Here is a 13,162-nt window from a genome sequence, read left to right on the forward strand (position 1 = left end):
TGGCTGCTTGATTACCACACTCCGTGAACCGTAACAGGCAGCGGCTGAGCATACCATGAGGGACTTACCATGAACTGCATCGAATTGAGCCAACAAGCTGACCGTATCGCTAGCACTTTCAGTAAACAGGATCTGGCCAAACTGGTCCTGGCGCTAAAAGGCAATCGCGAGTCGCTGCAACACGCGGTCGAGGTCATCGACACCATCGACAGCCGACTGGGGTGTACCCTGGAAGAGGCCTGGGATGAAGTGTTGGCCGGCGACTCTCAACTGGCGGTGGTACACGACGAGTAGGTCGTCACTCGCTTGTTGAACTGATTGGCCCCCTGCCAGTGATGGCAGGGGGCTTTTTATTGGGTTTTTATTGGGTTTTTATTGGGTTTTTATTGGGTTTTTATTGGGCGTGCACCCGCAAGCGGGGGTTTTACGCCAGGCTGGCGGGTTAGCTGGGGGGGCGAGAAGTATCGCGGTTTTCCGCAAAGTAAGTGGCCAGGCGTGCCTCGGCCTCTTCACCGAACAGCACGCGGCAGGCTTCTTGCAACCCGCTGGAGTGGCGTAGCTGCTCATGATGAACCACCATCGACACCTTGGCACGCCGACGCAGAAAATCTTCCAGCTGGGTAATCATTTCATGGTCTCGGGCATGCTCGATTTCACAGCGGATGTACTCGGTGCCTTCGATGAGAATATCGGCCTCCGAAGGGTCCTGGCGGATCTTTTCCAGCATCGGGATGGCCTGTTCGGCGTAGCGTCGCCACAGCCGAGAGGATAGCGGCTCGGAGGAGGTGGCGGCCGTCATGGCGTCCAGATTCATGCGCTTGGCCTGGTCCATGAACTGCTGCTTGACCGGCTCGGGTGGCTCACCGTACCAGTGAAAACTGGGGTCGGGCAGGGTAACGCCCAGTTTCATGACTTCACCGGAAATTTCATCGCCCACGTTCAGGCAGTCGGTCAGCTTGCCGCCAAAGATGCTGATATGCGCGCTTTCCGGGTTGGTATCGATGACGTGCTTGCGTGACAGCTGCAGAAAGTCTCGGTCGCTGCCTTGTTCGGCCTTGATGGCCAGCGGCCGCACGCCGCAGCGGGTGGAGATGATGTCATCCTGGGTCAGCGGCTTGTCCAGTGTCAGTCGCTTGTTGATGTTTTCCAGCACGAAGGCGATGTCGTCTGCCGTGACATCGACTTCAGGGCTTTCCATGTGCGTATCGGTGGTACCGATACAGGTACGATTGCCCATGGGGATCACGAAGAACAGACGGCCATCATCGGCAAAGAAGGCCAGCACGCGCTTGGTCGCCGTGAGCTGGGGCACGATGAGGTGAATGCCCTTGGAGTACAAGTGCTGATGGGTGGTCTTCTGGCCCGTCAGAGCATTGTGCTGGTCGACCCACGGCCCGGCGGCGTTGATCAACACTTTGGAACGAATATTGAAGGTCGTGCCGTCCATGACGTTGCGGGCGCGGGTGACCCAGTGTTCGCCATCGCGTTCGGCGCCCAGCGACTCGACGTAATTGGCGGCGACGGCACCGTAGTTCAACGCATGGCGCACGAAGTTGAAGACGAAGCGGGCATCGTTGTCGTGCAGGTAGGCATCGGAATATTCGAACCCGCCCACGGCATCCTTGATATCGATGATGGGCTCTTCCTGCTTGAGTTTCCTGGGAGACAGCAGGCGGGGCAGGCGTGTAAAGCCATTGCCCATCAGCCAGTACAGCCAGGTACCCGCCCACAGATAGCGGGGCGAGTGCCGAAAGCCTTGGGTGATGGTGGTCAAAAAGCGAATTTCTTCCACCGTCGAAGGGTAGCTCTTGATCAGGTGGTTACGGCTCTTGCAGAGCTTGCGCACCAGGGCAAAGTCCTTGCTTTCCATATACTTGATTCCCCCCCAAACCAGGTTGGAGGAGTGCATGCTGGTACTGCCAGCGAAGTCACCACGGTCAATCAGGGCCACTTTGGCGCCTTTGCCGGCCAGCGCCGCAGCGCTGGCTGCACCATTGATGCCACCACCAATGATCAGTGCGTCAAAGTCATCAGTGTGCAATTTCTCTACATTACGGTTACGCAGTTTCATGGCGGATCCACTTATCAAGAAAAAGCCCCAGCTTGGCACGCGGTCGTCACTGACTCCTGAAACGATGGGCGGGCTTGCGCCCGCCCAAGGGCTCAGCGAGTGCCTGCAGCCATCCAGGCTTCCATCATTTCGTCGTAGGGCACGGTGGTACCCTGCGGCATTTCATCGTCGAGTTTTGGTTTGGGCGCGCCGTCCTGATCCAGCCAGTACTGGGGGTCACGCTCTTCGTTGAGTACCGGGGCATAGCTGTCGAACACATTGGCCCGAGCCAGGCGATTCATGGTGTTGTCCATGTCGGCCGCCAGCTTGTCCAGACCTTCCTGGGGCGTGACTTCACCGCTCATGACCGGTGCCAGGTTTTGCCACCACAGCGGTGCCATACGCGGATAGTCAGGCACGTTGGTGCCGGTCGGCGTCCAGTTGGACTCGTTGGGGCTGCGGTAGAACTCCACCAGGCCGCCGAGTTTGGGGGCCATTTCGGTCATCTGGTCCGAGAAGATATCGGATTCACGAATGGGTGTGAGACCGTGCATCAGTTTTTCCAGCGAGGTGGTCTTGGCCACGGTGAACTGGGCGAACAGCCAGGCCGCCGTACGACGGTCTTCGGGCGTGGAGTCGAAGAAGGTCCAGGCCCCTACGTCCTGATACCCCACTTTCATGCCTTCTTCCCAATACGGGCCCGTGGGCGAGGGTGCCATGCGCCACAGCGGGTTGCCTTCGTCATCGGTCACGGCCACGGAGGGGTCGGTCATGTCGGCAGTGAAGGCGGTATACCAGAAGATTTGCTGGGCAATGTGACCCTGCGCAGGCACCGGCCCGGCTTCACCGAACGTCATGCCCTGGGCTTCGGCGGGCGCAAAGTCACGCAGCCAATCCACGGCTTTTTGCATGGCAAATACCGACGCCGGTGAGTTGGTGGCGCCACCGCGGCTGACGCTGGCGCCCACCGGCTGGCTCTCCTCGTTCACGCGGATGCCCCAGTCGTCGACGGGATTACCAAACGGCACCCCTGGGCTGCCCATGCCGGCCATCGACAGCCAGGAGTCGTGGAAGCGCCAGCCCAACGACGGGTCGCGGCGACCATAATCCATGTGGCCATACACTTTGGTGCCATCGATCTCGCCCACGTGGACGGTAAAGAACTCGGCGATATCCTCGTAGGCCGTCCAGTTGGTGGGAACGCCCAGATCGTAACCGTAGATGTCCCGGAACTGTTCCTGCAGGTCTTCACGCTGGAACCAGTCATAGCGGAACCAGTAAAGGTTGGCGAACTGTTGGGTCGGCAGTTGGTAGACGCTGCCATCAGGCCCGGTGCCGTACTGCAGGCCGATGAAGTCGTCCAGGTCCAGCGTAGGCAGGGTGTAGTCCGCCCATTCGTTGGCCATGGCCTCGGTCAGGTTGATGGTGGTGCCGCCCAGGGCTAGCGCTTCGTTGGGCTCGGTGGTGGCGTACACGGCAATGCAGTTGCGCGCCTTGAACAGCTCGCGCAGTTCGTCGCGCAGCTCTTCACGCAGCTTGTAGTCGAGGTTGACGAGTGGCTCGTCGAACAGGATCAGGTCGGCATCCTTGACCAGCGCACGGCCCATGGCGGTGCGCTGTTGCTGACCCCCGGAAAGCTCCTGGGGGTAGCGCTCCAGCAAATGCTCGATATGTAACATTTCCGCAATGCTTTCGACCCGCCGTTTGATCTCCTGGGAGGGCGTCCTGGCCAGCTTCAGCGGTGAGGCGATGTTGTCGCGCACCGTCAGGCTGGGGTAGTTGATGAACTGTTGGTACACCATGGAAACGTTGCGTTTGCGTACCGAAACGCCGGTGACATCCTTGCCATCCATGTAAATGCGCCCGCGGGTGGGTTGTTCCAGGCCGGCCATCAAGCGCATCAGCGTGGTCTTGCCTGCCAGGGTCCTGCCCAGCAGCACGTTGAAAGAGCCCGGTTCCAGCGCCAGATCGACCCCCGTGATATGAGGGTCACCGCCGACGGCGTGGTCGATGTTTTGCAGATGTAAGGACATGCCGATCTCGTTAGCGTCGTTGTTATGAATATTGCTATGGATATTGCTATGCGTGTTGTTATAGCTGTTGTCATGAACAGGTAGTGCGAAAACGAGTGTGTCTATCGCGCGGGTAGATCGGTCGAGCAGCTTGTTCTCTGTTTTTCTACTGTTCCAGGCCACCGACCAAGGCGATATTTTCATTAACGAAAGGCTAGTTGATCATTTTCGAACGTGCAACGCTTTTTTGGGGCTCATATATTCGCTTTTAGGCGTAGAGAGCCCATCACAATACATGCGCAGTGGGTGTGGGAAGGGAGAGGAGGGGGAGCAGAAGACGGGGCGGTGCCGAAGGAAAGCAAAGTGGCGCTGTGCGTTTCATTTTTGAACTCTGGAAGGCAATAAACGAAAAAACCGGCCTGTGTCAGGCCGGTTTCATTCACGCTCAAGCGTCGTTTACTTGATGCTGGTTTCTGCTTGCGGCGTGGCCTTGGCAGGCGCCGCGTTGTGGTCGATCAGCGTCGTCTTGTCGTTGGCAAAGGCATCGTAGGCGAAGTCATCCACGGTGAGCATTTCGAGCACTTCGGCCTCGAAGGTGCGCATGAACGTGGCGTCTTCCTCGTTGATCAGCCCTTTCTCCAGCGCGGCTTCCACACGTGCTTCCGGGTGGAGCGCCGTTTGCGGCAGCTCGCCCTTGGCATAGGCCTTGTTCACCGTACGGTAGATGGCCTCGGCGCGATCGTACTCTTGCAGAAGGGCATTGTAGCGGGCCAGCGGATTGCGCTCGGCGCCGTCATCCTTGTCCCAGGTGTTGCTCAGCAGCTTGCTGCGCAGGGCACTCTGGGTAGAGACGCGATGAGCGATGTCGCGGGCCAGGTCGTCATGGGGCTTGTTCCAGCGGCGGCCCGTCGGCATGACGACCACTTTCAGCACCTTGCCCAGGGCGCGGTTGGGCAGGTTGTCGAAGATCTCGACAAACGCCTGTTCAGCGCGGTTGAGCAGGAACTGCAGGCTGTAGTGCAGCAGCGCTTCTTCGCCTTCTACCTTGTTGCCGGTGTGCCACTGCTTGAGCACCATGGACGCCAGATAGAGGTTGGAGAGAATGTCGCCCAGTCGTGCCGAGAGCATTTCGCGCTTCTTCAGCGTGGAGCCCAGGCTGGCCATGGCGGCGTCGGCGCAGAGGCCAAAGCCGGCTGACAGGCGCGCGATGTCCTGCGCGTAGCCAACGGCCGGGCCGCTGAACGGTACGCTGGGCTTGCCGAGGCCGAGGCCCTGCGTGAAGGCGCGGGCCGCGTTGCCGAAAATCAGGCCCGCATGACCAAAGAACGCCTTGTCGAATGCTTTTGCGTCGTTGGCATCCTTGGCGGCCAGCTCCTCAAGCACGTAGGGGTGGCAGCGGATGGCGCCCTGACCAAAGATCATCAGGTTGCGGGTCATGATGTTGGCCCCTTCCACGGTGATCGCGACGGGGTTAGCGCTATAGCCGATGCCCAGGTAGTTGCGTGGGCCGAGGGTCACGGCCTTGCCGCCGTGAACGTCCATGGCATCGCTGAGCAGCACGCGCTGGAACTCGGTCAGCTGGCTTTTCAGAATGGCCGAGGGGACGGCGGGCTTTTCGCCGTGGTCGATCAGGTTGGCGGTCTGGTATACCGTGGCGGCAGAGATGTAGGCCAGCGAGGCCATGCGAGCCAGCGGCTCCTGTACACCTTCCATTTCGGCAACCGGCACGTTGAACTGACGACGTACCCGTGTAAAGCCGCCGCTCCAGCCCAGCGCATAGCGGGCGGTACCAGTAGCGCCCGAAGGCAGCGTGATGCAGCGGCCAATCGACAGGCACTCCACCAGCATCCGCCAGCCCTGACCGATCATGTCCGGGCCGCCGATGATGGTGTCCAGCGGTACGAACACGTCCTTGCCCTTGATTGGGCCATTCATGAAGGGGCTGCCGATGGGGTGGTGGCGGCGGCCAATCTCCATGCCCTGCGTGTCACGCGGGATCAAGGCCAGCGTAATGCCACGGTCTTCTTCGTCGCCCAGCAGCTTTTCCGGGTCGAACAGGCGGAATGCCAAGCCCACTACAGTGGCAATCGGCGCCAGGGTGATCCAGCGTTTCTCGAAATTGAGGCGCACCCCGACCACTTCCTGGCCATCGATGACCTGCTTGCAGACCACGCCGGTATCCGGCAGCGAGGTGGCGTCGGAGCCTGCGCGCGGGCCGGTCAGGCCAAAACAGGGGATTTCACGGCCATCGGCCAGGCGCGGCAGGTAGTGATCCTTCTGTGCCTGGGTGCCGTACTTGAGCAGCAGCTCGCCGGGGCCCAGGGAGTTGGGGACACCGACGGTCACCATCAGCGTTTCGTTGGCGGAAAGCTTCTGCAGTACCATGGATTGCGCCTTGGCAGAGAAGCCCAGACCACCATACTCCTTCGGGATGATCATGCCGAAGAAGCCTTCCTTCTTCAGGTAATCCCACAGTTGCTGGGGCAGGTCGGCACGCTCCTTGGCGATGTCCCAGGCGTTGCACATGCCTGCCGCCTTGGCGCACTGCACATCCAGAAAGGCCTGCTCTTCTTCGCTCAGGCCGTCATCCTTGAAATCCAGCAGCGACTGCCACTTGGGCTTGCCGGAAAACAGCTCTCCATCCCAGGAGACGCTGCCCGCTTCCAGCGCGGTGCGCTCGGTGGCAGACACCTTGGGGGCCACTTTCTTGAAGGTGGCAAAGATGCGTGGGGTCAACCAGAGGCGACGCAGGGCGGGCAAACCGGCCACGGCCACGGCCAATGCGCCGATCAGCAGCAGAGTGCCCGTTACGGGGGCGCCCAGCACGATGCCGACCAGGCCCAGTACGCCCAGCAGGGCCAGGGCAGGAGGTGCGCCTGCCTCGCGGCGCATCACCACCAGCAGGCCAGCCACGGCCAGCACGATGAGTAGTAGGGTGAGCATGGGGTTCTCCATAGGTGGGTGGTCTTGAAGGTATTTAAACGTATGTTTGAATATTCGCAGAATCGCTTGGCAGTGTGCAAGCGTTTCGGCCTTATACGTTCGCTTTATACCCTTCACTGTAGCTCAGTTGCGGCATAAAAAAACGCCATGGCGAATGCCATGGCGCGGGTTGCTGGATCAGCGCGTGCAGGTCGGGTCAGGCCTGTGTGGCAGGCGTTCCTTTGGCGGCCGTTCCTTTGGCAGGTGCCCCATTGGCAATGTAGTAATCGACCTGGGCGCGGGGCAGGGGCTCGCGGCCGCGAATGCGATCGGCGATCTTTTCGGCCAGCATGATAGTGGGCGCATTCAGGTTACCGGTAGGAATCACCGGGAACAGCGAAGCATCCACCACTCGCAGCCCTTCCAGGCCGTGCACGCGGCCCTGGGCATCGGTGACGGCCATGGCGTCTTCGCCCATCCGGCAGCTACCGCAGGGGTGGTAGGCGGTTTCGGCGTGCTGCTTGACGAAGCTGTCCATCTCGGCATCGCTTTGTACCTCGGGGCCGGGGGTAATTTCACGCCCACGGTAGGCGTCGAAGGCGGGTTGGGCGATGATCTCGCGGGTCAGGCGTATGGCATCGCGGAACTCCTGCCAGTCCTTTTCCTTGGCCATGTAGTTGAACAGGATGCTGGGCGCGGCGTGGGGGTCTTTGGAAGTCAGCCGGATGCGGCCACGGCTCTCGGAGCGCATGGAACCGACGTGGGCCTGGAAGCCGTGGGCCTCTACCGCGCTTTTGCCGTTGTAGCTGATGGCGATGGGCAGGAAGTGGTATTGCAGGTTGGGCCACTCCTCCTCGTCGTTGGTGCGGATGAACCCGCAGGATTCGAACTGGTTGCTGGCCCCAATGCCGGTTCCCTTGAACAGCCACTCGGCACCAATCTTCAGCTGGTTGTACCATTTCAGCGCCGGGTAGAGGGAGATGGGCTCCTTGCACTCGTACTGAATATACATCTCCAGATGGTCCTGGAGGTTTTCGCCGACGCCGGGCAGTTCATGCACCACGGGGATGCCCAGCTCTTTCAGCCACTCCGGGTTGCCCACCCCTGAACGCTGCAGAATCTGCGGCGAAGCAATGGCACCGCCACACAGCAGCACTTCACGACGTGCCCGGGCCTGCGTGGGTTGGCCCTTCCGTTCGTAGCGGACGCCCACGGCACGCTTGCCCTCGAACTCGATAACGTCCGTAACGGCATGGGTTTCGATGGTCAGGTTGCTGCGCTGTTTGGCGGTGTCCAGGTAGCCACGGGCCGTGGACGCGCGCCGCCCCTTGGGCGTGACGAAGCGGTCCATGGGGCCAAACCCTTCCTGCTGATAGCCGTTGACGTCTTCGGTTTCCGGGTAGCCCGCCTGCTTGGCCGCTTCGATGAAAGTCCGGTACAGCGGGTTGTTATCCGCCTTGGGCGTGGTGATGCTCACCGGGCCATCGCTGCCATGATACTCATTGGCACCGATGTCACGGTTTTCGCACTTCTTGAAGTAGGGCAGGCAGCTCAGGTAATCCCACTCTTCGAGCCCGGGCTGCTTGGCCCAGTGGTCGTAATCGAGGGCATTGCCGCGAATGTAGCACATGCCGTTGATCAAGGAAGACCCGCCCAGCCCCTTGCCTCGGCCGCACTCCATGCGGCGGTTGTCCATATGCGGTTCGGGGTCGGTTTCGAACGCCCAGTTGTAGCGTTTACCCTGTAGTGGAAACGCCAGCGCGGCGGGCATCTGGGTGCGAAAATCGAAGCGGTAGTCCGGGCCGCCTGCTTCCAGCAGCAGCACGCTGACATCGCTGTCTTCGGTCAGGCGCGTGGCCAGCACGTTGCCTGCTGAGCCAGCGCCAATGACGATATAATCAAATTCACGTACTTGCGACATTCGTTTACCTTGGCAAAGACGACATAAAGAGCATCAAACGGTGGCGGTGGGCGCCTTAAAATACCGATTCAAACGGGCCCATCTCGATCTGTACGGACTTGGTCTGGGTGTAGTGATTGAGCGTCTCGACGCCGTTCTCGCGACCAATGCCCGACTCCTTGTAACCGCCTACCGGCATCTCCGACGGCGACTCTCCCCAGGTGTTGATCCAGCAGATGCCGGCTTCCAGCTGGTGAATCACTCGGTGGGCGCGGTTGAGGCTCTCGGTGAACACCCCGGCGGCCAGCCCGTACAGGGTGTCGTTGGCGCGGCGAATCACCTCGTCTTCATCATCGAAGGCCAGCACTGACATGACCGGACCGAAAATCTCCTCTTTCACGATCCGCATGTCGTCGGTGCAGTCGGTGAACACCGTGGGGGCCGCCCATGCGCCGTTGGCCCATGGGCCGCTATTCCACTGTTCGCCACCGGCCAGTACGCGGGCTCCTTGCTCTTTGCCCAGGGCGATGTAGGAGAGCACTTTCTCCTGATGCTCGAAGCTGACCAGCGGGCCAAAATTGATGCTGGGGTCCATGGGGTCACCGGCCTTGATGCGCGCCACGCGCTCGACCAGCTTGGCTTCGAAGGCTTCCTTGACGCTGCGCTCGACGAAGACACGGGTACCGTTGGTGCAGATTTGGCCACTCGAATAGAAGTTGGCCATCATGGCGGCATCGGCGGCGCGGTCCAGGTCGGCATCGGCAAACACGATCAGCGGCGATTTGCCGCCCAGCTCCATGGTCACGTCCTTGAGCGTGGAGCCACCGGCAGCGGCCATGACTTTCTTGCCGGTGCCCACTTCGCCAGTGAAGGATACCTTGGCAATGCCGGGGTGCTCGGTGAGCATGGCGCCGACTTTTCCGTCGCCTTGAACGACGTTGAAGACGCCATCTGGCAGGCCTGCCTCGGTGAAGATTTCGGCGAGTTTCATCACCGTCAGCGGCGTGACCTCGCTGGGCTTGAAGACCACGGCGTTACCCGCCGCCAGCGCAGGGGCGGCTTTCCAGCAGGCAATCTGAATGGGGTAGTTCCAGGCGCCGATGGCACCGATCACACCCAGCGGTTCCCGGCGGGTATAAACGAACGAGCTTTCGCGCAGCGGTATCTGGCTGCCCTCGATGGCGGGGGCCAGGCCCGCGTAATACTCCAGCGCATCGGCGCCGGTGACGATATCGACGTTGGCAGTTTCGCTGATGGGCTTGCCGGTGTTGCGGGTTTCCAGCTCGGCAAGCTCGTCGTTGCGTTCGCGTAGCAGTGCCACCGCGCGCAGCAGAATGCGTGAGCGTTCCATACCGGTCATGGCTGCCCAGACCCGCTGGCCTTGCTGCGCGGTGCGTACGGCCTCGTCGAGATCGCCCTGGCTTGCCTGGCCAACGGTGGCGAGCAGCGAGCCATCGTAGGGGTTGGTGACGGTGAAGGTGTCACCTGACGTCGCCGCGACCGTGCGGCCATTGATATATAGAGGAAGTGCGTCCTGATGGGCCATGGGGTTCTCCTTAATATGATGCGTCAGCGGTGGTGTGCTTCAGGCAGCCGTGGTGGGCCAGCAGTTGATCCAGATAGGCGTGAGCCAGTTGCCGTGCTTCCTGCGCATCGAGCCCTTCCGGCGCCAGGGCGCCGCGTAGCCAAAGACCATCGATCATGGCAGCCAGCCCGCGCGCGGCGTTGCGCGCATCGCGATGCGGCATGACGCGCCGGAACTGGTGGCACAGGTTGGCATATAGCCGACGGTCGTTGACGTGCTGTAGACGTTGCAGCACGGGCTTGTGCATGCTGCTGGCCCAAAAAGCGAGCCAGGTCTTGGCGGCAGGGCCGGTCACTTGGGATCGGTCGAAGTTTCCTTCGATGATGGCGCCGATGTGGGCGCGTGCCGAGTCGTCGTCCAGCGTCTGGCGGCGCGCCGCAACGGCATCGGTCAGGTCGGTCAGTATCTGGCGCATGGTGGCTTCGAGCAGGCCATCCTTGCCGCCGAAATAGTGGCTGATGATGCCTGCCGAGACTCCGGCATGCCGGGCAATGCGCATGACTGTCGCTTCCGCCAGACCCACTTCGTCGATGGCGGCCATGGTGGCCTTGATCAACTGCTGACGACGTATTGGTTCCATTCCCACCTTAGGCACGGCGATCTCCTGAACACTCTTCTAGGATGATGAAAATTATCATGGCACTTTTTTATTGAACGTTCAATTAATAAAAGGCAATTGACGGTACTTGCGTGCTGTCTTGTTCATCGTGAAATGAAATACCTGAGGCGAGTGACTTGCCTTTTGCCAACGAGATTGGCATAATCTGCACCCGCTGATGTCGGAAAGGCTACGTAGCTCAGCTGGTTAGAGCACATCACTCATAATGATGGGGTCCCCTGTTCAAATCAGGGCGTAGCCACCGGTCAGCCAGGTACGCTTCTCTTGTGTACTGTCATGGTGGCCCCTTAGGTCCTCCCGCAACGCTAAACTGCGAACCCCGCCAGGCCCGGAAGGGAGCAACGGTAGTGGTGGCTGCGTGTGCCGGGATGTGGCTTTTGGGGCCGCCTCCACTATATCCTCCCCTTTGTTTTGCTTCGCTTGATTCCCTGTGGGTCGAGATTCTGTTGCCCGTACGCGGCTCCATTTGGCACCCTGATGGCCTTTTGCGCTTTCTGAGTGGTCGTGCGTGCCAGAAACGTCTCTTTGTCACTTCGGAAAGCTCATGAAAACTCTACTGCGTTGGATAGCGGGCGTGGTGGTGCTGTTGGCACTGCTGTTGGCCGGGCCCGCCTGGATGTTGGCCAGTAACCAGGTGGTTACCGATGGCCACTGGTCGAATCTGGACCGCTCATCGGCGGGGTTGGCCCCAGACCCTGACGCCCATCCCGAGGCGGTGGTGCAAGTGTACGCTGCACGGGCGTATCACTGGCGGGGCGCGTTTGGGGTGCATATCTGGGTGGCTACCAAAGCTGACAATGCCAGCGACTACCGCCTGCACCAGGTGCTCAGTTGGCGTCGGCCCACCGTGGTGTCGAGCACCGATACGCCGGATCGGGCGTGGTTTGGCCATGCGCCCGAACTGCTGGCCGATTATCGCGGCGGTGAAGCGGGGCAGTTGATTACCCAGATAGAAGAGGCGATTGGCCGTTACCCTCAGGCCGATTTATACCGGGTGTGGCCCGGCCCCAACAGCAACAGTTTCATCGCATGGCTTACCCGCGAAGTGGAGGGCCTGGCGGTGGCGTTGCCGGTCACCGCCGTGGGCAAGGATTTCCTGTTCGATAGCGTAGTAGCCCCTGTGCCCAGCGGCACCGGGTATCAGTTTTCGCTGGGCGGGGTGTTGGGGTTGATGCTGGCGCTGGAAGAGGGCGTGGAGCTCAACGTGCTGGGCATGAGCCTGGGCGTCGATATTCTCAGGCCGGCCTTGAAGCTGCCTGGCGTGGGCCGGGTGGGCCTGCCTGCTCGGGTGCTGGGGAATGCTGCCGAGCAGGCAGAGCCGCAGGGGTGATCAACCTGCTGGAGCCTCGGCGCTCAACGCTGGAAAAGGAGCGTGCACGTAGCGGATGGCGTCGCTTAGCCCGTCCGTAATATCGACGCCATACCGCTCACTCAGCAGAGCCGCTCGTCCCACGAAGGCGCCGGAGCCCAGCACGATGGCATTGGCACCCTGTTCGAGCGAACTCACGATGGCGTCATGCAAGCGCTGTTCGGCCTGCGGCGTGCGGGCCGCAGTTTCCGATACCCCCATGCCAGTGGCCACGATCCGGCAGCGCACGTCCAGGCCATAGCCACGGCTCAGCGCGCGGATGGTTTCCACGGCGCCCTCGAACGTGGTGATGACGGTGAAGGGGCGGTCATGCTGGCCAGCGGCACGCATGCCTGCCTCGGCTAGGCTCACCACTGGGCGCTGTGTTGCATCGCGCAGTTCTTGAACCGCCAGATCATCGAAGCAGGCCATGATGTAGCCAACGTCGTCGGCGGACTGGCGCTGTTGGATCAGCGCCATGACCTCCCGAGTGGCGGTGGCCTTGTGCGCTGCATTTTCGATGGCGATAGGCCCCGCCAGTGGATTGGTGACCTCCATTTGAACCCCTTCAGGCGAGCACTGCCGTACCAGGCGGCGTATTTCCCGGGTGACCTGGGGATTGGTATTGGGGTTGATGACCAGAATGCGCGGGGTATCGGTTCGCGACGCTTGGCACATGCTGCCGATGGGGGCTGTATGGCTGGGTCCAGTCTTGTTCGTCATTGC

At 61.0% G+C, this 13,162-nt stretch carries 9 protein-coding genes, 1 tRNA gene and 1 other RNA gene; 4 read left to right on the forward strand and 7 right to left on the reverse strand.

The genetic code is table 11. The features are described from left to right. Positions 1-69 precede the first annotated feature (69 nt). On the forward strand, positions 70-294 hold the full coding sequence (locus tag IE061_RS10845) for a hypothetical protein (RefSeq protein ID WP_193461603.1): 225 nt from the start codon (positions 70-72) through the stop codon (positions 292-294). Between the two features lie 148 nt (positions 295-442). Here IE061_RS10845 and IE061_RS10850 read toward each other — a convergent pair whose 3' ends face one another. From IE061_RS10850 to betI, 6 genes are all read right to left on the reverse strand, one after another. Continuing rightward, positions 443-2,071 carry a glycerol-3-phosphate dehydrogenase/oxidase gene (locus tag IE061_RS10850; protein WP_081137230.1) on the reverse strand — a complete coding sequence of 543 codons (1,629 nt, stop codon included), beginning with the start codon at positions 2,069-2,071 and terminating at the stop codon, positions 443-445. Between the two features lie 92 nt (positions 2,072-2,163). After that, positions 2,164-4,083: an ATP-binding cassette domain-containing protein gene (locus IE061_RS10855; protein WP_193461604.1), complete on the reverse strand. Its 1,920-nt coding sequence runs from the start codon at positions 4,081-4,083 to the stop codon at positions 2,164-2,166. Between the two features lie 435 nt (positions 4,084-4,518). Continuing rightward, entirely contained in the window at positions 4,519-7,005 is a 2,487-nt protein-coding gene (locus tag IE061_RS10860) for an acyl-CoA dehydrogenase (RefSeq protein ID WP_193461605.1), read from the reverse strand. 196 nt (positions 7,006-7,201) lie between these two features. Next, complete coding sequence (gene betA, locus IE061_RS10865; protein WP_193461606.1) at positions 7,202-8,905, reverse strand: choline dehydrogenase; 1,704 nt, start codon at positions 8,903-8,905, stop codon at positions 7,202-7,204. A 55-nt stretch (positions 8,906-8,960) separates the two neighbouring features. Further along, positions 8,961-10,430 carry a betaine-aldehyde dehydrogenase gene (gene betB / locus IE061_RS10870; protein ID WP_039178278.1) on the reverse strand — a complete coding sequence of 490 codons (1,470 nt, stop codon included), beginning with the start codon at positions 10,428-10,430 and terminating at the stop codon, positions 8,961-8,963. 10 nt (positions 10,431-10,440) lie between these two features. After that, positions 10,441-11,049, reverse strand: coding sequence for a transcriptional regulator BetI (gene betI, locus IE061_RS10875; protein WP_444542708.1), 609 nt, complete (start codon positions 11,047-11,049; stop codon positions 10,441-10,443). Positions 11,050-11,255: 206 nt separating this feature from the next. Here betI and IE061_RS10880 point away from each other — a divergent pair. The 3 genes from IE061_RS10880 (at position 11,256) to IE061_RS10890 (ending at position 12,418) form a co-directional block, all read left to right on the forward strand. Next, positions 11,256-11,329 (forward strand) — tRNA-Met (locus IE061_RS10880). 45 nt (positions 11,330-11,374) lie between these two features. Beyond that, an RNA gene (gene ffs / locus IE061_RS10885) (signal recognition particle sRNA small type) lies at positions 11,375-11,471 on the forward strand. A gap of 161 nt (positions 11,472-11,632) precedes the next feature. After that, the gene (locus tag IE061_RS10890) at positions 11,633-12,418 is read left to right on the forward strand and encodes a DUF3750 domain-containing protein (protein WP_193461608.1); all 786 of its coding nucleotides are present in this window, start codon (positions 11,633-11,635) and stop codon (positions 12,416-12,418) included. On the opposite strand, the gene IE061_RS10895 is transcribed toward IE061_RS10890, so the two are convergent. Then, positions 12,419-13,159 (reverse strand): aspartate/glutamate racemase family protein, encoded by a 741-nt coding sequence (locus IE061_RS10895; RefSeq protein WP_230478440.1) that lies wholly within the window; start codon positions 13,157-13,159, stop codon positions 12,419-12,421. Between the last annotated feature and the right edge of the window lie 3 nt (positions 13,160-13,162).

The organism is Vreelandella hamiltonii (genome assembly GCF_014651795.1).
GTDB lineage: Bacteria > Pseudomonadota > Gammaproteobacteria > Pseudomonadales > Halomonadaceae > Vreelandella > Vreelandella hamiltonii.